This window comes from Streptomyces ambofaciens ATCC 23877, assembly GCF_001267885.1.
GTDB classification, from domain to species: Bacteria; Actinomycetota; Actinomycetes; order Streptomycetales; family Streptomycetaceae; genus Streptomyces; species Streptomyces ambofaciens.
Genome location: NZ_CP012382.1, coordinates 220,373 through 238,774 on the forward strand (window position 1 = coordinate 220,373; position 18,402 = coordinate 238,774).

18 protein-coding genes and 3 pseudogenes are annotated in these 18,402 nt (G+C 68.9%); 13 read left to right on the top strand and 8 right to left on the bottom strand.

All coding sequences use genetic code 11. From position 1 onward, the window contains the following. Nucleotides 1-51 precede the first annotated feature (51 nt). The gene (locus SAM23877_RS01035) at nt 52-597 is read right to left on the bottom strand and encodes a flavoprotein (protein WP_053142004.1); all 546 of its coding nucleotides are present in this window, start codon (nt 595-597) and stop codon (nt 52-54) included. A gap of 122 nt (nt 598-719) precedes the next feature. On the opposite strand from SAM23877_RS01035, the gene SAM23877_RS01040 reads away from it, so the two are divergent. The 9 genes from SAM23877_RS01040 to SAM23877_RS01075 all read left to right on the top strand — a co-directional run bounded on the left by SAM23877_RS01040 (nt 720) and on the right by SAM23877_RS01075 (nt 7,532). Beyond that, on the top strand, nt 720-1,907 hold the full coding sequence (locus SAM23877_RS01040; RefSeq protein WP_053125963.1) for a helix-turn-helix domain-containing protein: 1,188 nt from the start codon (nt 720-722) through the stop codon (nt 1,905-1,907). A gap of 537 nt (nt 1,908-2,444) precedes the next feature. Further along, nucleotides 2,445-2,789 (top strand): ATP-binding protein, encoded by a 345-nt coding sequence (locus SAM23877_RS01045; RefSeq protein WP_053142006.1) that lies wholly within the window; start codon nt 2,445-2,447, stop codon nt 2,787-2,789. Next, nucleotides 2,786-3,190 (top strand): DUF6415 family natural product biosynthesis protein, encoded by a 405-nt coding sequence (locus SAM23877_RS36965; RefSeq protein ID WP_079029953.1) that lies wholly within the window; start codon nt 2,786-2,788, stop codon nt 3,188-3,190. Before SAM23877_RS01045 ends, SAM23877_RS36965 begins: the two co-directional genes overlap by 4 nt. Nucleotides 3,191-3,246: 56 nt before the next feature. Then, on the top strand, nt 3,247-3,936 hold the full coding sequence (locus SAM23877_RS01055; RefSeq protein ID WP_244902885.1) for a hypothetical protein: 690 nt from the start codon (nt 3,247-3,249) through the stop codon (nt 3,934-3,936). Nucleotides 3,937-4,213: 277 nt separating this feature from the next. Further along, nucleotides 4,214-4,657 (top strand): ATP-binding protein, encoded by a 444-nt coding sequence (locus SAM23877_RS01060; RefSeq protein WP_053125967.1) that lies wholly within the window; start codon nt 4,214-4,216, stop codon nt 4,655-4,657. 125 nt (nt 4,658-4,782) lie between these two features. Beyond that, the gene (locus SAM23877_RS41920; protein ID WP_342342853.1) at nt 4,783-5,070 is read left to right on the top strand and encodes a radical SAM protein; all 288 of its coding nucleotides are present in this window, start codon (nt 4,783-4,785) and stop codon (nt 5,068-5,070) included. A 15-nt stretch (nt 5,071-5,085) separates the two neighbouring features. Next, nucleotides 5,086-5,643 (top strand): SPASM domain-containing protein, encoded by a 558-nt coding sequence (locus tag SAM23877_RS41925; protein WP_342342854.1) that lies wholly within the window; start codon nt 5,086-5,088, stop codon nt 5,641-5,643. 21 nt (nt 5,644-5,664) lie between these two features. Beyond that, a complete protein-coding gene (locus SAM23877_RS01070; RefSeq protein WP_053125969.1) occupies nt 5,665-6,804 on the top strand; it encodes a protein-L-isoaspartate O-methyltransferase family protein in 1,140 nt (379 codons plus the stop codon). A gap of 188 nt (nt 6,805-6,992) precedes the next feature. Further along, entirely contained in the window at nt 6,993-7,532 is a 540-nt protein-coding gene (locus SAM23877_RS01075) for a hypothetical protein (protein ID WP_053125971.1), read from the top strand. On the opposite strand, the gene SAM23877_RS01080 is transcribed toward SAM23877_RS01075, so the two are convergent. Then, entirely contained in the window at nt 7,450-8,256 is an 807-nt protein-coding gene (locus SAM23877_RS01080; protein WP_107408632.1) for an IS5 family transposase, read from the bottom strand. The two genes, SAM23877_RS01075 and SAM23877_RS01080, sit on opposite strands and share 83 nt — an antisense overlap. A gap of 295 nt (nt 8,257-8,551) precedes the next feature. Here SAM23877_RS01080 and SAM23877_RS39990 point away from each other — a divergent pair, with 295 nt between their 5' ends. Beyond that, nucleotides 8,552-8,809 carry a D-alanine--D-alanine ligase gene (locus SAM23877_RS39990; protein ID WP_053125976.1) on the top strand — a complete coding sequence of 86 codons (258 nt, stop codon included), beginning with the start codon at nt 8,552-8,554 and terminating at the stop codon, nt 8,807-8,809. Nucleotides 8,810-8,920: 111 nt separating this feature from the next. Here the strand turns inward: SAM23877_RS39990 and SAM23877_RS42010 are convergent. Both SAM23877_RS42010 and SAM23877_RS01095 read right to left on the bottom strand, forming a co-directional pair. Continuing rightward, nucleotides 8,921-9,352, bottom strand: a pseudogene (locus SAM23877_RS42010) (NAD(P)H-dependent oxidoreductase); the annotation flags it as partial. Between the two features lie 69 nt (nt 9,353-9,421). After that, nucleotides 9,422-10,258, bottom strand: coding sequence for an EamA family transporter (locus SAM23877_RS01095; protein WP_053125980.1), 837 nt, complete (start codon nt 10,256-10,258; stop codon nt 9,422-9,424). A gap of 159 nt (nt 10,259-10,417) precedes the next feature. Between SAM23877_RS01095 and SAM23877_RS01100 the strand changes: the two genes are divergently transcribed. Continuing rightward, the gene (locus SAM23877_RS01100) at nt 10,418-11,329 is read left to right on the top strand and encodes a LysR family transcriptional regulator (RefSeq protein ID WP_053125982.1); all 912 of its coding nucleotides are present in this window, start codon (nt 10,418-10,420) and stop codon (nt 11,327-11,329) included. Between the two features lie 716 nt (nt 11,330-12,045). Here the strand turns inward: SAM23877_RS01100 and SAM23877_RS01105 are convergent. Beyond that, entirely contained in the window at nt 12,046-13,536 is a 1,491-nt protein-coding gene (locus SAM23877_RS01105) for a carboxylesterase/lipase family protein (RefSeq protein WP_053125984.1), read from the bottom strand. A gap of 22 nt (nt 13,537-13,558) precedes the next feature. Beyond that, nucleotides 13,559-14,470: an MBL fold metallo-hydrolase gene (locus tag SAM23877_RS01110; RefSeq protein WP_053125987.1), complete on the bottom strand. Its 912-nt coding sequence runs from the start codon at nt 14,468-14,470 to the stop codon at nt 13,559-13,561. A 181-nt stretch (nt 14,471-14,651) separates the two neighbouring features. Here SAM23877_RS01110 and SAM23877_RS01115 point away from each other — a divergent pair, with 181 nt between their 5' ends. Together SAM23877_RS01115 and SAM23877_RS01120 are read left to right on the top strand one after the other, a co-directional pair. Further along, the gene (locus tag SAM23877_RS01115) at nt 14,652-17,477 is read left to right on the top strand and encodes a helix-turn-helix transcriptional regulator (RefSeq protein ID WP_053125989.1); all 2,826 of its coding nucleotides are present in this window, start codon (nt 14,652-14,654) and stop codon (nt 17,475-17,477) included. A 2-nt stretch (nt 17,478-17,479) separates the two neighbouring features. Then, nucleotides 17,480-17,725: a hypothetical protein gene (locus tag SAM23877_RS01120; RefSeq protein ID WP_053125992.1), complete on the top strand. Its 246-nt coding sequence runs from the start codon at nt 17,480-17,482 to the stop codon at nt 17,723-17,725. 16 nt (nt 17,726-17,741) lie between these two features. Here the strand turns inward: SAM23877_RS01120 and SAM23877_RS41930 are convergent. Beyond that, a pseudogene (locus SAM23877_RS41930) lies at nt 17,742-17,908 on the bottom strand (IS5 family transposase); the annotation flags it as partial. A 124-nt stretch (nt 17,909-18,032) separates the two neighbouring features. Further along, a pseudogene (locus tag SAM23877_RS01125) lies at nt 18,033-18,152 on the bottom strand (response regulator transcription factor); the annotation flags it as partial. Between the last annotated feature and the right edge of the window lie 250 nt (nt 18,153-18,402).

The following is an 18,402-nucleotide window of genomic DNA, read 5'->3' on the forward strand; positions in this document are numbered from 1 at the left end:
AGGCGAGCAGTCGTGGCGAACGCTATCGACTGCATTGGTGAGGGTCGGGCATCAGCCTCCGGCGATCTCCTGTACAGCGTCGAGGAGCAGGTGCCAGGGATACTCCTTGGGGCGGCCTTGGCCAGGCTGGTTCGGCTGGAAGCCACCCTCGCCGTACAGGACGCGTACGCCCATCTTTCGTAGCTCGCTGACGCTCCTTTCGAACTGGCGATGCTGGACGTAGGCGGCATTGACGCACGGCATGGTCACCGTGGGGATCTGTTTGCCAATGCCCTCAGCAACGACGCCCACCGCGAAGTCGTGGGTCAAGCCGAGGGACCACGCGTTTATCGTGTTGAAGGTGGCCGGGGCGAAGGCGATGACGTTGGCTTTCGGCCACACGTCCGGCTCGCCGGGCATCTTGTACTCGCTGCGGACCGGGTGGCCTGTCAGGCGCTCCAGTTCCGAGAGTTGCGGTTGGAGCCAGCGTGCGGCGGTTGGGGTGAGGCCGAGGCAGACGTCGAAGCCGCGGGCCTGCGCCTCTTGGATGACGGCGGCGACATCGAACACTGGCGGAGCTGCGGAACCGAACAGGTATAGCACGGGGGCTTCTGTCATCATGCGATCTATCTGAACACACGCAACCGCCCCCTCATGCTTACGAGTCGAAAGCGGGCGGAGGCGCCGGCACCTTTGAGCGCGGGTACTGTTCCAAGTGGCTGCTTAGAACGGAGACCAGTATGCCCACACTGGACGAAAACCACACGGGCGCCCGCATCAAGGAGCAACGCAGGCTAGCCAGGCTGACGCAGCGCCAGCTCGCTCAGCTGCTGCCATACTCCTACAGTCTGCTCAACCAGGTGGAATGCGGCGCTCGCCCGGCGACGGCCGACTTTGTGGCTGCCGTCGCCCATTCTCTCAAAATCGACGTGACGGTGCTGACGGGCCAGCCGTACGTGACCGAGTTGCAGCGTGATCGGCTCGCCGAACTCGTACGCCCGATCCGTGAGGCGCTGGACCTGTACGACCTGGGTCCAAATCCGGCCCTGATCAGTGTTCGGACGGACGACTGCCTCATCGCCAGCGCAGACCAGATATGTCAAGAGGTACGAGCGACGCGCCTCCGCAACGCCGCACAGAAGCTGCCGGACTTGATCGCGGAACTCACCCACGCCGCCTGGTCGTCCCCGTCCACCCAACTGTGGCAGGCGCTGGCTTCCACCTACCGCACGGCGCACGACATCAGCGTCAAGCTCGGGTATTACGACCTGTCCGCAGTGGCGTTGGGGCGCATGGACTGGGCTGCGCAACGCGCCTCCGATCCCTGCCTGGCCGCCGTCCGCCAGTACATGCGGGCCCTGGTCTACTTCCGGGAGGGCGAGTACCGCATTGGCCAGCGCCTCGTCGCGGCCGGTCAGAAAATCGTCGGGCAGGCCGGTGAGACTCGGGAGGCCTTGGCGGTCGCCGGCCAGCTGCACCTGGGTGCGGCGGTGCTTTCCGCGCGGGCGGCGGATGAGACGTCAGTGAGCCTGCACATCTCAGAGGCTCGCCGGATCGCGAAGCAGATCGGTGACGCATCGGACGTGCATTGGCTCAGTTTCGGGCCGGCCAACGTAGCCCTGCACAAGATGTCCGCCGCTGTCGAGATGAGGCAGTACGACAACGCGCTTAAGCAGGCCCGGAAGATCAAGTTGCCGACGCAGCTCGCCACGTCCCGTCGAGCGCACTTCCTGATCGATAAGGCTCGGACTGAGATGGAGACGGGGCACAGCGAAGGAGCGTTGAAGTCGCTGGTGGAAGCCCGGAGGCTGGCGCCGGAGCAGACCCGATACCATCCGGCGGCTCGTGAGACGATCACGGGCCTTGTGCATTTGTCCCGCCGTACGCCGGACTCGCTCAACCATTTGGCCGCTTGGGTCGGTCTGTAGGGGCGCTTACAACGCTCACAGAAGTGTGAGCGTTCTGTCCTTCTCAGAGAGTCAGGCTGAACTCACACCAAGTGAACGACGGTGCGAGGGCGGTGCAATGACTCCGGCTGAACCTTCCGAAAAACAGGTCTTCGCAGACCGCGCCCGCGCAGTCACACACTGGGCGCCCCGGCAGCCGCTCGAACGGCTCCGGGGCCGGCCAACGCTGCGAAGGAGCGTCGACGTGAGGAACGGTACAGCTCGCAGAAAGCCCGGCGCCAGGACGGCCCTGCACTATTGCCGGGCCAATCGAGGCGGCACAATCGCCAACAGTCAGGCCACTGGGTCCAGGGCAGTGACGAGGTGAACACCACCCAGCGTGAGACGTCACAGCCGACGCTCGCGCCTTGCCGACCGCCTGACCTCCGGAAGGCTGCCGCACAGATGTGGCCGGCGGTCCCCGACTGCGGGCGGGATGTGATGCATGCGCGCTTCAAGGTCGCCACTCTGAGCAGCAGGTTATCTCCGCGCGGTGAGGACGCCTGTCAGGTGGGGACTATGCGTCGGATCGCGGCGGCAAGGCTGCGCTACTGCGGGCTTGAGGCGATGACGGATGACGTGATGCTGATCGTCACGGAGTTGCTGACCAACGCCCTGCAGCACAGCGGCACCACAGAGATCAACCTGATCATCACCGTGGCCGACGGGGCTTTGCGGGTGCGGGTCCAAGACGGCATGCCGACTCCCGCCGCACCCCGACGCCCCGGTCCCACCGCAGAGTCTGGTCGGGGCCTGCTGCTCATCGACGCCGTGGCCAGGGAGAACGGCGGCACCTGGGGAACCAGCGAGGCCGGCGCGGAGACGTGGTGCTGTCTTCCCCTTCCCGCGCAGGGGCAGCCGTGACCGTCTTAACCGCCCCCTCGTGGTCTGCGCCGCTGGGCCCGTCAGAGCTGGCCGGCGTCCTGACGAAGCTGCGGCAGTGGACCCCCTACGACGGCGAGACAGTCCTCGACGACGTCGGCGCAGCACTGGACGACGTCCTCCCACCCCAGGACCTGCTCGCTGACCTTGCGGTGCGCCTGCGTGGGCACCTGGCCCAGCTCGCGGACATCGCCGTCGCCACCGAAGCCGGCCAAGAGGATCTCGAGGCGGACCGACTGATCCAGCAGGCCCGAGCAGTGTGCGCTCAGCAGGCGCCAGTCGCGCACGTGCCGACCGTGGGCCAACTGCGCCGGCTGGCCTGGGCCGTCAACGAACTCCTGGAGCGCCTGACGGACCTCGGATGTCTCAGGGAGGCGGCATGAGGACTTCCCCGCTCCCATCCGGCACAACGAGAGAGAAGAACCGCACCGTGCATGCCGTGTCCGATCAGGGCCTGGTCCCCTTCATCACCCAGCGCGAGGGCGAGGAAGCGGCGCCGGACAACCTCCTCATCCACCGGCATGCGGCCGGGCCCCGGCTGTACTACGGCGACGAGGACCCCAGAGACCGGCCTCTGCGCGGCATCCTGTGGGCGCGGTGCGGCTTCAACCCCATCGACGAGCGGCAGATGCCCACCGGTACCCCGCAGTGGAAGCTGATGCACCCCTACCGGCAGATGCTCACCATGCAGGCACTGCACTGCCAGGTCTGCGCGCGGCCCGCCCGTACTCCGCTCGGCTTCATCTTCCTCACCGGACCACGGGACGAAGACCCCACCAGGGCTGAGATTCTCACCAACCAACCGCCGGTGTGCGCCAGGCACGCCCGCACCGCGGCCGCGCTCTGCCCCCACCTGGAGAGGAACCCCATGGTGTTCCTGGCCCGGAGCGCGCCCTTGTACGGCGTGCACGGCACCCTCTACGGCCTCAACGCACGAGGACAGGTCCAAGTCGTCGCCCAGCCCGACCACGCCCTGCCCTTCGCCCACCCCAACCTCCCCACCCTGCTCGCCTCCCAGCTCATCCGACGCCTCAGCTCCTTCCGCATCCTCGACATGAACGAACTCCTGCAGGAACTCGCCACCCACGCCGCACCAGGCTCGGCCCGGAGCCCGTCGACTCACCGCTGAAGCCCTGCCGACCAGGCCGGCACCGCCGCCGTCTCGACCCGGGACCCAGGCGGTACTGCTCCCCAGCGCCCAGGAGCGTCGCGGCGCAGGGCCTCAAAGACTCACCGGCCGGCCACGCGAAGGACAGGCGGCCGGTGAACAGGGGCGGGTCCGCGGAGTTCCCCCGACTCCACCTCTGCACGGACCCGCCCCACCCCAGCTACCGCCGCAAGAAGGCGTTTTCCCAGCGCGACCCCCAGACCCCCTCCCCTCGTTTTGGTGTAGAGGAGTTCCACGCGTGAAGGCCTCAGAGGTGACCGCACCGGTCGTACGCACAGTCACCCTGAAGCTGCCCGCAGACACCGGCGCGATGCCCATGGCCCGCATCAGGGGCCGCACTCTGCTCACCGTGCTGGACTGGCCCGGCAACGTCCACGCTGCGACCGACGTCCTGGGCCACCTCGTCGACAACGCCGTCCAGCACGGCCACACCCCCGAAACGACAGGCCGCCTCCGCGAGATCCGCGTCTGGCTCCGTGTCACCGAAGCCCACGAACTCATCATCGACGTCGCCGACCCGCACCCCGGCTTCGAACACTTCACCGACGCCGTCAACGGCTGTACGGGACGCAGCCTGTGGAACGTCAGGCAACAGGGCGCCCACCTGAGCTGGTTCCTGACTCCCCAGTGCGGCGGGAAAACCGTACGCGCCACCATGACCGCCGCATCCTCGCCCCCGTGACCACCGCCGCTCCCGCCTTCGCGCCGGTGCCGGCACCGGCGCGAGGCAAACCCCGGCTCGTGCTCCCCGGCGGCCACGTCCCACCCGCGCCGGCACTCAGCAGCACCCGACCAAGGTGAGGCACCATGACGATCACTCCCGACTCCCCGACCCGTGCGGCAGTACCGGAGTTCCTCGAGCTGGAGATCACCGGTAAGTGCCAGCTCACCTGTCCGTCCCTGTGCTACGCCAAGGCCGGCCCCGCCGCGGGACACGGCAGCATGACCACCGACGACTGGAAGCTCCTTATCAGCGAAGCCGCCGGCATCGGCGTGGAGAAGGTGCAGTTCATCGACGGTGAGCCGACCATGCACCCCGGCTTCGAGGCCTTGGTGCACCGGGCCCTTGCTCTCGGGCTGAACGTGCAGGTCTAGAGCAACCTGTACCGCGTGAAGCTGGAGCACTGGGCGCTGTTCGCGCATCCGAAGGTGTCCCTGGCGACGTCCTACTACAGCGACCTCGCCGACGAACACGAGCGGGTGACCGGCCGCAAGGGCTCCCACGCAGCGACCCGTGCGAACATCGTCCAGGCCATGCACCGGCACATCCCGCTGCAGGTGGGCATCGTCGAAGTGTTCGACGGGCAGCGCACCGCGCAGGCCCGCGAGGAGCTGCTCGCGCTCGGTGTGCGCAGCGTGAACGTCGACCGTGGCAGCGTCGGCCGGGGCGAGGTCCGCGTCCCCAGCACCGCGGACCTGTGCGGCCGGTGCGCCAAGGGCCGGGCCCCGGTCATGTCGGACGGCACGGTCACCCCGTGCGTCCTGGGCCGCTTCCTCAGGACAGGGAACGCGAAGACGGACGGGCTGGCCAACGTCTTCAGCGGGCAGCCCTGGGCGGACACCGCGGCGAGGATCCCCCGGCGGCCCGTGCCGACGGCCGGCTGCACCCCGGCCGACTCCAACGACTGCGACCCGGCGAACACGCCGGCCTGTGATCCTGCCTACTAGGACGAGAGGGGCGAAGACCCGATGACCGTGAAGTGGCTGCCGCACGCCCGGCGCCTGGCCCACCAGGTCGCCCGGCCGGAATCACGCTGGCATACGGCCGTGGCCAGTGTGCCCCGGCACCAGTTCGTGCCCCGGTGGTGGGAGCCGGACGGCGGCGTGTGGCGCCTGCGCACCGGCCTCGAAGACGCCGGCATCTGGCTACAGGAGGCGTATCAGGACAAGACCCTCGTGACACGGGTCGGCGCCAACCATGCCGACACGGTCGGAATCGACGAGATCCTCGACAGCGGTACGCCGACCTCGTCGTCGACGCTGCCCAGCCTCGTCATCCAGATGTACCGGCACGCCATGATCGCCGACGGCAACCAGGTCCTCGTCACGACCGGATCAGGCTACGGCACAGCCCTGGCCTGCATGCGACTGGGCAGCGACCACGTCACGAGCATCGACATCGACGAGCACCTCGTCAGAAGCGCCGAAAACCGTCTCCTGCTCATCGGAGAAACCCCCCGGCTGGAGGCCTGTGACATCACGGGCCGCCTCCTGCCCGGGAAGTTCGACCGCATCGTCTCCACCGTGTCGGTGCGCCCCATACCTGCCTCCTGGCTCAAAGCGCTGCGCACCGGCGGCCGGCTCGTCACCACGATCGCCGGCACCGGTCTGATCCTCACCGCCGACAAGACCGCCGACGGCGGGGCCGTGGGCCGCATCGAATGGGACCATGCCGGATTCATGCGCATCCGGCACAGCGACGACTACCCAAAGCCGGCCGACGACCTGTGGAAAGGCGCCGCGGAAGGCGACGGACAGGACATCGGCACCAGCCGCTACCCGTTGCTCTACCCGCCCGACGCCTGGGACGTCATGTCGATGCTCGAGCTGCAGCTCCCCGGTATCGAGTACCGCAAGCAGGAAGACGGCGACACCCGTACGGTGTGGCTGCTGCACCCCGACGGCTCATGGGCCCGCGCCACGGCAGCCGGGCACCTCGCGGCGCCAACCGTGCACCAGAGCGGCCCACGACGGCTGTGGGAGAACCTGGAACGGATCCGCCACCGCCTCAACCGGGAAGGCACCCTGCCCCTTTACGGCGCCAGCGTCACCATCGACCCCGACGGGACCACCACCCTGGCCCGGGGATCGTGGACGGCCACACTGTAGGCCCTCCCCCGCACGACGCCGACGCGACGGCCAGCCCCTGCCAAGAAGCAACCGCCGCGCCCGTCCACCAACGTCTTAGAGGCCGTTCTCTTTCCGAATGCCGTGTGCGGATTCCGCTGGTCAGGCATGAGATTGCGGCTGTGGCGGGAGTTTCGACTCGTTGCTGATCGAGTCGGTGGGGGTGGCGGATGCCGTCGATGCGGGCGGTCCTGGAAACGCGGCGGAAGGCCGCTGCCGTGCGGGTGGATGAGCTCGAAGCCGAACTGAAGCGGGTGCGGGCAGACTTGGCGGATGCCGAGGAGGTTCTCAAGCTTCGGACGATCGGCCTCGAGCAGTATCTGGAAGCGCTCGCCGAGGAGGAACAGCCGGCCGAGACAGTCGTTGGCCCGTCGCCGAGGACGCCGGTGGGCCCGCGCCGTGCGGTGCCACATCGACAGAACGCGGCCGGGGTCGAAGACCTGTCGGTGGACTACCAGGCGGTGATGGCAGCCGCGGCCGAGGCCGGGAACGACGGGCTGGGTGCCCGGCGGGCGGCCGTGGTGCTTGGCTGGGACAGTGCCTCGGCCTCACGTGTCGAGGGTGCGAGAGCACGGCTGAAGAGGCTGGTGGAACGGGGCTGGCTGGTGGAGACGAAGCCCGGGAGGTTCACCCTGCCGTCAGCACTGCAGGCCGACGAGATCGTGCGGCCAGGCGGCGGCTCATCAGGGCGATCATCGACCAGCGGATGACGGCTTCGCTCGTGTCGGGGCGGCGTTCGTAGTCCCTGACCAGGCGGCGGCTGCGCAGAAACCACGCAAAGGACCGTTCGACGACCCAGCGGCGGGGAAGGGCCTGGAAGCCTCGAACATCTTCACTGCGGCGGACGATGTCGAGGACGAGGCCGAGGTGCTGGCTGGTCCAGTCGGTGAGGTGGCCGGTGTAGCCGCCATCGGCCCAGACCCGGGCCAGCCGCCGGAAGCGGCCGGCCGCCGCTGGCAGAAGGGACCGGGCGCCGTCCCGATCGGTCACGGACGCCGGTGTGACCAGCACAGTCAGGAGGAGTCCGAGCGTGTCGGTGAGCAGGTGCCGCTTGCGACCGTTGATTTTCTTGCCCGCGTCGAAGCCCCGTGAGCCGAAGGTGACGGTGGCGTCCGCTTTCACCGACTGCGAGTCCACGATCCCCGCGCTCGGCTCGGCGCTGCGGCCTTCGCCGGCGCGGACGGCTTCCCGCAACCGGTCGTGCAGCTCGGTGACCAGTCCCGTGTCCCGCCAGCGGGCAAAGAAGGCGTAGACGCGCGGCCAGGGCGGGAAGTCCGCGGGCATTGCCCGCCACTTGATGCCGTTGTCGACGAGGTAGCGCACTGCGTCGATCATCTGCCGGTGGCAGTAGCCCTCCGGACGCCCGCCGCGGCCCGAAAGCCAGCCCGGCACCGGAAGAAGGTCCCTCACCACGGCCCACTCGGCATCGCTCATGTCCGAGCCGTATCGGGGCCGGCGCTGCGGCCGGTCGACTGCGTTCCCGAACCTGTGGGCGAGGCAGTCACACCCACGAGTGGACGAACTGGACTCGGCGACCACGACCACGCGACACTTCGACAACAGGGCCTCTTGCTTCTCGCTGGACTCGACATCCGCGAGCTACCAAGAGGCCCTTCCTTCATGCACCCGCCCCGGACAACTCACCCGAACCAGGACCCCGTTCGAACCTGCCCGACCGCACGAGCGGATAGAGAACAGGCAGTTATTCTCGCGTTCAAAGGAGAACGACGTGACAGCATCAACAGCGCCGGACATCACCACCATACGGATCGGTGTCCTGCGCGCAGGCAACTCCCCCGAACGGCCCGGTTCCCTCGCCTCCGGCGAGCAAGCAGCCAAGGCTCTCACTCACGTAGGCCTCACCACCGACCTCATCAACCTCGCGGACACCCCTCTGTCCAGCCTCCGCGACCGGTTCGACGTCGCCCGCCACGGCCTGGGCGGAGAAGACGGCAAGATCCAGGGTGCCCTGGAAACGCGGTCGTAGCCCTCTGGCGCCCCCGCCCCGCGTTGCCGCTTACCTCCACGTCTGATGGCAGAGGCTCACCACGTCCGAGGGCGCGACTCCATCCGCCGGGCGCACAGATTCCGCACCTGTTCACGCGGCTGGGGACGGGCTGGCGGCATCTACGGGACACGAGGCTGCGCCTGTGAGCGAGGGCGCTCGCGCGGCTGTGCAGGGTGCTGGGGAGCAGCCGGACGGACAGGGGGGCCGCTTCGGTGGGGATGCGGGGCGCGGCGATCCACGATGCCGAGGCGTCGCAGGTGCGCGTACTCGTCTTGTTGACGGGCCAGAGCAGGTGCAGGATGTCGCCTTCGATGCCGTCGGGGGCGTAGGTGTCGGCGGAGGTTCCGGTGGTGCAGCAGACCATGGCCTTGCGGCCGAGGAAGACGCCTTCGGCGTGTTTGCGTCCGCCGCCGTAGGCGAAGCCGCGGGCATGACGCGCTCGACCCAGCCCTTGAGGATGGCGGGCATGGAGAACCACCAGATCGGGAACTGGAAGATCATCAGGTCGCACCACTCCACCTTGGCCTGCTCAGCGCTTCAGGGCGGCGTTGAAGGAAGCGGGCTCGGGGTGTGCGTGGACGATGAGGACCTTCACGTCGTACTCCGGTGAGTGGTGGGACGGTGTGCAGTGGAAACGGCGACGGTGTTCGCGCCGACGATCACGGCGATGGCGAGCCAGGCGAGGACGTCGAGATGCTGTCCGAGGAGAGTGAGGCCGGCCAGGGCCGCGAAGACCGGGTTCACGCTCATGAACACGCCGAAGAAGTGTGCCGGGATGCGGCGCAGCGCCAGCAGATCGGCCAAGAACGGCACCGCGGAGGAGAGCACCCCGGCGGCCAGCGCACAACCCAGCGCCATGGCTGTGGGCGGGTGGTGCCAGAGCACCCACACGCCGACGGGCAGGTAGAGGGCGCCGGAGACGGCCGCCGCGGCGGCCGAGCCTTCCAGGCCGGGCAGGCGGGCCCCGACGGTTCGGTTGAGCAGGATATAGCAGGCCCAGCATGCCGCGGCCAGCAGAGCCAGGCCGATGCCCAGATAGTCGGTGGAGGGTGTGGGGCGCGTGAGGACCACGACCGCTGCGGCAGCCGCCACCGCGGCGACCAGGTCGACACGGCGCCGAGAGCTGGCCAGGGCTACGGCCAGCGGGCCGAGGAACTCCAGCGTGACGGCCAGCCCGAGCCCGATCCTCTCGATCGCCGCGTACAGGGACAGGTTCATCACCGCGAACACCAGGGCCAGGCCCAGCACGGGACGCCACTGCGCCGCGGTGAAGTGCCGCAGCCGCGGTCGGCCGACCGCCACGAGCACCACGGCCGCCACCCACTGGCGCACCGCCACCACCCCGACCGGCCCGAGCACCGGGAACGCCAGCGCCGCGATCGAGGCCCCCGTCTGGTTGGACAGGCCGCTGCCCAGCTTCAGCGCCACCCCGGCCCCGCGCCCCGTCCCCCGGGAAGAGGCGGTCCCGTCGACTGTGGTGCCCCGGGGCGATGCGACGGGGGAGGAATCGAGCTTCATGGCCTCCACGATGAGCGCACCATCGGTATACGCAAAATGCATCCACACGCTGAGCTATACGCTAGATGCATGGATGAGACGCGGAACAGGGCGGCTGCGCTGGAGCTGAAGCACCTGCGGTGCCTGGTAGCCATCGTCGACACCGGCAGCTTCACGGACGCCGGCATCGAGCTGGGCATCTCCCAGGCCGCCGTCTCCCGGAATCTGCTCTCCCTCGAAAAGATCCTCGGGGTGCGGCTGCTGCACCGCACCAACCGCACGATCACTCCCACCACCGCGGGTGTACAGGCTCTTGTCCGCGCCCGCTCGCTGCTGTCCGGCGCCGAGGAACTCGTCACCGAAGCCTCCACGGGCCACAGCCGCCTGCACATCGGCCACGCCTGGTCCGCGTTCGGCCGCCACACCACCGAATTCCAGCGCCGCTGGCACCAAAGCCACCCCGAGACCGAACTCCGGCTCATCCGCCACAACTCCTCTACCGGCGGGCTCGCCGAGGGCCTCTGCGACCTCGCGGTCATCCGCGCCCCTCTCGACCTCAAGCCCTGGTCACACGCCCTCGTCGGCCACGAACACCGCTACGTGGCTCTCGCCTCCGACGACCCCTGGGCTCGCCGCCGCAGTATCCGCATGAGCGAGATCCCCGGCCGCACCCTCGCCATCGACCGCCGAACCGGGACCACCACCCTGGACCTGTGGCCTGAGGACGAACGGCCCGCCGTCGAGTACACCCACGACATCGACGATTGGCTCGCCGCCATCGCCACCGGCCGCTGCGTCGGCATCACCCCCCAAGCCACCGCAGCCCAATACCGGCGCGACGGCATCACTTACCGTCCATTGCGCGACACCGATCCCGTTCCCGTCCACTTCATCTGGCGCAGGCAGGACCCTCACCCCGCCACTCACGCCGCCGTCGCTCTCGCCATTGACCTCTACGGCTACCGCAAGAACCGCCACATCCCGGCCAACTCGGATAAATGACCGTTTCTGGGAATCGCATGGCGGTCGTACGCGAGGCCTCCAGCGTGTTCTCCCGGCGGCGAGACCACCTTCCAATGAGAACCGTTCAGTCCGGCCGCGTCAGGGCTTCAAGATCAACTAAGCGCTCCTTTGGCCCGCATCTTGGCCAGACTCCTTGCCGGCAGAGATACGGCGGACCGCGAGCGGGCTCACTGCTGATACCTGCGCATCAGCTTCTCCAAGTCCTCGGCGAAGAAAGGGCCGTCGCGGTCGGCGGACATCTCGTGGATCCGCTTGAACCGTTCGGCGCGGCCAGGTCAGCACTCAGCCACCCAGCCCATCCGCCTCGAGTGAAGGGCGAGCTCCTTCAACACGCTGAACTTGACAGAGAAGTGTTCGACCACGTAGTCGCGTACCTCGTCGAGAGCCTGGGCCTTGACCCCTCACCTTTGGCTGGGGAGCTGGTCTCTTCCATAAAGTTCAAGTGCGGAATCAAGCCTTTTTGAGGTCCATCTGGCAGTTCGTGCCCAGGAGCACGGCAGTTGCGATGTGCCCTGCACGGACTGATGCACGCGGCCGTTCTGCACGACGCCAAGCACCACGCGGTGCGGTCGTTGCCACCTCTACCGCCACCCTTGCGCCCGCCTCCGCCCCTCGCAGCGCAGCGGAGGCCGAACACGATGCCTTCATGGCGCACGTCAGCGCGGCGGAAAGCACATCGACCCCGTGCCGCAAGGTCAGCGCCAGGCCTGTCGTTCCTGGCCGCGGGGGTCGTCGACCTGGGCCCACTCGGTGTCGATGCGCATCGTGGCCCGGCGCTCGTCGTCGTACGGATCCCAGCCTGGTTCACCGGTCCTGGCGAACCGGACCCACGTGGCATGCATACGGGCGGCGAGATCCGCGGAGGGCTTGTCAGGGCCGAGCAGGGCGGATGGGCCTTGCAGCTGGGACAGGTGCGCGAGATCGAAGACGAAGGGCAGCTCCACCGCGTGGGTGGCGCCGAGCTCTTCGTCCAGCGCGTGGGAGCGCCAGGCGAACGCGTAGGCGTAGGTGGCGGACTCGGGGTGGGCGGCATGCGCGTCGGCAAGGGCCCAGCTGCCCGCGCCGAACAGTGCGTCGCCCATGATGGCCGAGCGCAGCTCACCGAAGGACGCATCGGGGCGTGCCTTCCGGTACGTCTCGACCAGTCGCGCCGGTCTACGGTGCGAGCGCGCCGCCACGTCATCGACGTCCCCGGCCGTCGAGGTGGCGTACTTGTCCACGGGGACCAGGTAGAGGTTTCCTTCCTCGGCGTTGGTCCCGATGAGCAGGTCGACGTCGTCACCGAGGCCGGCGGCGACGGATTCGGCGGGCTGCGTGTCGAGGACCAGGCTGAAGGGACTGAGCCCGATCAGCGGATCGTGGTGCGTCTCGGTCTGCAGGTCGATGCCCGCGAGCCGGGAGGCGGCCTCGACCAGGCAGTCGTCGGAGATGTCCGCGAAGGCGTCGGCGCGGGGCTCGATGCCCAGGGCCTCGGCCGCTGCCCGGGTGACGCGGGCGGCCTGCTCAGTGGTGAACGCCCCCAGGCCGCTCCCACTTTGGACGATCGCCCGGCGCAAGAGGCCTGCGGCACTGGGGGTGGCGAGGACGCCACCGACGAGGGTCGCCCCGGCCGACTGACCGAAGAGGGTGACGTTGTGCGGGTCACCGCCGAAGGCGGCGATGTTCTCCCGCACCCAGCCCAGTGCGGCGACGACGTCGAGCAGACCGCGGTTGGCGGGCGCGCCGGGGAGGTCGAGGAACCCGGCGATGCCGAGCCGGTAGTTGAGGGTGACGAGGACGACGCCGTCACGGGCGAAGGCGGAGCCGTCGTACAGCGCGGACCGCGTCGATCCGGCGACGAAACCGCCACCGTGGACGAACACCATGACGGGCAGGTCGCCGCCAGAGGCGGCGGGCATCCAGACGTTGAGGGTGAGATAGTCCTCGCCGCGACTCCAACCGGTGCCGAAGTAGGGAGACATGTCCACGCTGCCGAGCTTGCGCTGGGACTGCGGCGCGTTGGGCCCCGGCACGGTGGCGTCCCGTACGCCGTCCCACGGCTCGTGCGGCTTCGGCGGCTCGAACCGGCCGGCGCCGCGGGGCGGGGCGGCGTAGGGGATGTTCAGGAAGGCGGTGGTGTCACCCTGGCGCAGGCCGCGGACGGCTCCCTGCGCCGTGGTCACGATGGGATCGGTGTGGTGGCTCATGTCTCGTGTCTTTCCGCAGGACTCAGGCCTGCTCGGTGTACGGGGCAAAAGGGGCCCAGCCCTTGATGGCGAACTTGTCTCCCTCGCGTGCCACTTCGGCGGCACCGTGGCCGCCCAGATGTGCGGGGATCACGAGTGCGTTGTTGTCGGCCGCCCAGCCCAGCACCTTGCGGCGGGTGGCGCGGGCGCCCGCGGGGTCCTGGCAGAAGCAGCTGTTGGAGTCGGGCTCGAGGATCTGCACGGGGCTGTGCAGCATGTCGCCGACGAACACCGCGCGGTCCGTCCCGGAGGTGAGGGTCAGTACGGAGGAGCCGGGGGTGTGTCCGGGAGCCGCGTCGAGGCGCAGATCGGCGTCGATCTGGTGGCTGTTCTCCCACAGCAGTGTCTGGCCGGCCTGGTGCACCGGGGCCACGCTGTCCTCGAAGACGTTCTGGTTGCCGCGGCCGAGCAGCTTGTGGTCGTTCTCGGGATTCCAGAAGTCGAAGTCGTCCTTCGGCATCAGATAGGTGGCGTTGGGAAAAGTGGGTATCCACTGCCGGCCGTTCAGATACGTGTTCCAGCCGACGTGATCGACGTGGAGATGTGTGTTGATCACGATGTCCACGTCCTCGGGCGCGACGCCGGCACGCGCGAGATTGGCCAGGAAGCCGGTTTCGAGGCGGTTCCAGACCGGCGCGTACGGGCGGTCCTTGTGGTTGCCGACGCCGGTGTCGACGAGGATGGTCTTGCCTGCGCTGCGCAGCAGCCAGGTCTGGATCGCGGAATTGACGATATTGGTCCCGGAATCGAGGAAATGCGGGGTCAGCCAGGATGCCCCGTCGTTCCACACTTCCTTCGGGCTGTCGGGGAAGAAGGTGTCGGGCGTCATTTCGACGGGACCGAAGTACTCCCATACCCGTGTGATGGTGACGTCGCCGAGCGTGATCTGTTCCATGGGGTGTCCTTGAGAATGTGGAGGCTTTCCTGGAACCGTACGAGTGGCCTCGGCGCGCGCGGTATCCGTCACATGACTGCACCTGCGTGCATGGCCCGGGCACTGGGTCCGGCCGCTTTTGTAGCCTGGACGGGCCAGAGCAAGGCGACTTTGGTCGAACGCGGCTATTCCGGGAGACTCCGTGGACGAGCACACAGGCGGCCGCGGTGCGGTCATGGGACCGCAGCCGGATCCAGGGGAGCTGATCGTCGGCCGGGGCGCGGAACTGGCACGCCTCTCTCGTGCGGTGGACTCGGTGTCGGCCGACCCGGTGCTGATGCTGGTCGGTGACATGGGCACGGGCAAGAGCGCGCTGCTGGAGCACGCGGTGCACCGGGCTGAAGCCGGCGGCGCTCGCGTACTGCGGGCCCAGGGGAGCGAGTCGGAGTCGAGCCTGGCGTTCTCCGCACTCCATCAGTTGCTGCGGCCGGTGGCGGCCGAGGTGGACGCACTGCCAGACAGGCAGCGCGCGGCGCTGCAGGACGCCTTCGGCGAGGGGCCGGCCACGCCGGGACCCGATCTCATGCTGGTCGGGGTCGCTGTCCTGAGCCTGTTGTCAGGTCTGGGCGACCACCGTCCCGTGCTCGTGGTGCTGGACGATACGCAGTGGTTCGATCGTGCTTCCCTGGATGCGCTGTCCTTCGCTGCCAGACGGCTGGAAGGTGAACCGGTCACCCTGCTGATCGGTGCCCGCGACGGCGATCGCCTTCCGCCGGGATTCGACCGTCATGTGCCGGTGCTCACCCTGGGTCCGCTCGACCGAGCTGCGGCCCATCAGCTGCTGGACCTGCAGCCGAAGAGCCCTACCGGGCACACCAGGTCGCGGATCCTCGACCAGGCAGGCGGCAACCCGCTGGCGCTGCTGGAACTGACGCGGGCAGTCTCAGCACAGGACACGGCTGCGGGGTTGCCGTCTGCGGGTCCGCTTCCGCTCACCGATCACCTGGAGCGGATCTTCGCCGCTCGCCTGAAGACTCTCCCCGCCTCCACCATGCGGGCTCTGCTGCTCCTGGCCGCCATGGACAGCGCCGACCCCGCGATCGCCGTCTCGGCGGGGCTGCCGCGCGCCGAGGACGCGGCCTGGCTGCCGGCCGGGCAGGCCGGGCTGGTCCGGCAAACCGGCCGGGACATCCGCTTCCGCCACCCCCTGGTGCGGTCCGCCGTGTATCACGCCGCGTCCTTGAGCGCCCAGCGCGAGGCTCACCTCGCGCTCGCCGAGACGCTGCGGGCCGAACCGGACCGGCGTGCCTGGCACCTTGCCGCCGCCTGCCCGCACCCGGACACGGCCGTGTCGGCGGAGCTGGAACGGTCCGCCGACCGGGCCCGCCGCCGCGGCGGCCACGCAGCGGCGGCCCAGGCCCTGCAGCGCGCCGCGGAACTCGCACCGCAGCGCGAGGACAGTGCCCGGCTGCTGGTCGAAGCCGCCGCGGCGGCCGTGTTCACGGGAGACATCGCCTGGGTCGAGGAGCTGGTCGCCGCGGCACGCACGCGCACGGACGACGCAACCCTGCTGGCCTCCGCCGCCGTGCAGGCCGGGCGGCTGGCGGTCCTGACCGTGCGCCACACCCGGGTCTTCTCCCGACTGGCCGATGCGGCCGAGACGTTGACGGCCTCCCAGCCCGCCGCCGGGCTGGACCTCCTGGCCGGCGCCGCCGTGGTCCGCTTCTACTCCGGAGACGACACCCAGCGCCACCGCATCCAGGACATCCTGCGGCGCCTACCCGAGCACCCCTCACACGCAAGCATGCGCACCTGGGTGACAGCGGTGTCGGATCCCTTCGACAACCGGCCCCACCTCGTCTCCCTGCTACCGCGGTTGGCTGCCGAGGCGCAAGACCGGCCGGAGCGGCTCACCACTCTCGGGATCATGGCGTGGCTCCTGGACGAGACCCCACAGGCCGTCCGTGCCTTCGACGAGGCCTTCGACCGTTGGGAAGTGCAGGGAGCGCTGCCCGAGGGGCTGGGCGGCGCAGTCGCCTGGGCCTACCTGGAGCGAGGACGGTGGGAACAGGCCCGTGAGGCCTGCGCCCGCACCACCGCGGTCGGCCGGGCAGCCGGCCTCGACCACGCCGTGGCCTGTGCGGCCACCGTGGACGCCACCCTGCTGGCGTTCCAGGGCGATGCGTCCTCGGCCCGAACCCGGGCCGAGGACGCACTCACCCTCATCGATCCGCTGGAAAGCCGCTCGGTCGCCGTCTACGCCCATCGTGCCCACGGTGCCGCAGCAGCCGCGGAGGGCGCCTACGAGACCGCCTACGGGCAACTCCGCCTGGTCTTCACGGCAGACGGCGCACCCGTGCACTACCACGCCTCCTACCCGGCCCTCGCGGATCTGACGGCCGCCGCGGTGCGCTGCGGCCGCCACGAGGAAGCCGCCCTGATCGTCGAGCGCTCGGCATCCGCGCTGGCGGACAACGCCTCACCTCGTCTGCGTGCGCTGATCAGCCGAGCCCGTGGCCTTCTGGCGGACCCCCAGGAAGCGGAAGCGCACTTTCGGGCGGCTCTGGCGGATCCGGTACTGGAACACTGGCCCCTCGAACGCGCACAGACCCTCCTCGACCTCGCCGAGTGGCTGCGGCGCCGGAGGCGCATCACAGAAGCGCGTGGGCCGCTCACCGAAGCCCTGGCAACCTTCCGGCGCCTGGGCGCACGCCCCTGGATCGAACGCGCCCGGACCGAAGCACGCGCCGCCGGCCTCGACGCCACCGACACGCCCCCCGACGCACTCGCCGGACTCTCCCCCCAACAGCAGCAGATCATCCGGCTCGCCGCCCGCGGCCTCACCAACCGAGAGATCGGCGAAACACTCTTCCTCTCCCCACGCACGATCAGCTCACACCTCTACCGCAGCTTCCCCAAACTCGGCATCACCACCCGATCCCAGCTACGCGACCTCATCGAAAACACCCACACGACGACCGGCTGCAGGAGCAAAAGCGTGTTCTGTCCTGGCGGTGATGATTGGTAAGGGTGCTGCCTGACCTGTGGGAGCTTGGGAAGCCGGCGATGCCGGAGCGGTTCAATGTGAAGGTGAACGATGCACTGTGGGAACGCCTTCCGGTCGAGGACCGGCAGCAAGTCGACGAACTGGTTGACGCTGGACGCCATATCCAGGCCATCGCGCTGATGCGTGAGTGCACTGGCCTGCCGCGGCCGGATCTTCGTGATTGCGTTGATCTGCTGGAACTGCGCGCCCAGGCCTTGCGGGATAGATAGAAGCCAGACAGGCCGATCAGGTGTCCCGCCAGATCAAGCTGTTCTCACGGTGAGGCGACGGCTCATGGGTCGATCATGGCGACGTGGACTATGGCTTCGGACCGGGTGGGGGCGGATCACGTCGTCCCGGGCCAGCCGGCGGTGGTGCATGAGCCAGCCCAAGCTCCGCTCGACCGCCCACCGCCCTCCCGCCTCAACAGACCTATGGCGAGCCGCCCTCTGAGCGCCATTGAACAACCTTTCCGCGACAAAACGCTCTTTGAAGCCGATGGCAGGCGGCTCTATACGGGGCACACGCACAGGTCGGTCACGGTGTGCCGGGTACCAGTCCGACCCGGTACGCGAGGACGACGGCCTGGACGCGGTCACGCAGGCCGAGTTTCGCCAGGATGCGCGACACGTAGGTCTTGACGGTCTCGGGCGGGATCCCTTGGTCAAGAGCCGGGCCTCCGGAACCGTCCGGCACCACGAGGTCATAGGTCGACCGCATCCAATCCGATGATCGGATCGTTGAGGTCTGTGGTCCGAGCCGCCCGCACGGGTCTCCTCTCACCACGCCTGGAGCCGCCGAGCTCTGGAGCAGACCGAGGACTTTGCGGACCGCTGAGGTCACAAGCGGCTGATCGGGTGCAGGGCCATCCAGCCCTTCCATCAGGGAGAAGCGTGCCCCGCACAGC

Excerpts from the sequence above, each read along its gene's own strand:
- SAM23877_RS01035 (WP_053142004.1), bottom strand. The coding sequence starts at position 597 with ATGACAGAAGCCCCCGTGCTATACCTGTTCGGTTCCGCAGCTCCGCCA.
- SAM23877_RS01040 (WP_053125963.1), top strand. The coding sequence starts at position 720 with ATGCCCACACTGGACGAAAACCACACGGGCGCCCGCATCAAGGAGCAA.
- SAM23877_RS01045 (WP_053142006.1), top strand. The coding sequence starts at position 2,445 with ATGCGTCGGATCGCGGCGGCAAGGCTGCGCTACTGCGGGCTTGAGGCG.
- SAM23877_RS41920 (WP_342342853.1), top strand. The coding sequence starts at position 4,783 with ATGACGATCACTCCCGACTCCCCGACCCGTGCGGCAGTACCGGAGTTC.
- SAM23877_RS01070 (WP_053125969.1), top strand. The coding sequence starts at position 5,665 with ATGACCGTGAAGTGGCTGCCGCACGCCCGGCGCCTGGCCCACCAGGTC.
- SAM23877_RS01075 (WP_053125971.1), top strand. The coding sequence starts at position 6,993 with ATGCCGTCGATGCGGGCGGTCCTGGAAACGCGGCGGAAGGCCGCTGCC.
- SAM23877_RS01080 (WP_107408632.1), bottom strand. The coding sequence starts at position 8,256 with ATGAGCGATGCCGAGTGGGCCGTGGTGAGGGACCTTCTTCCGGTGCCG.
- SAM23877_RS01100 (WP_053125982.1), top strand. The coding sequence starts at position 10,418 with ATGGATGAGACGCGGAACAGGGCGGCTGCGCTGGAGCTGAAGCACCTG.
- SAM23877_RS01105 (WP_053125984.1), bottom strand. The coding sequence starts at position 13,536 with ATGAGCCACCACACCGATCCCATCGTGACCACGGCGCAGGGAGCCGTC.
- SAM23877_RS01110 (WP_053125987.1), bottom strand. The coding sequence starts at position 14,470 with ATGGAACAGATCACGCTCGGCGACGTCACCATCACACGGGTATGGGAG.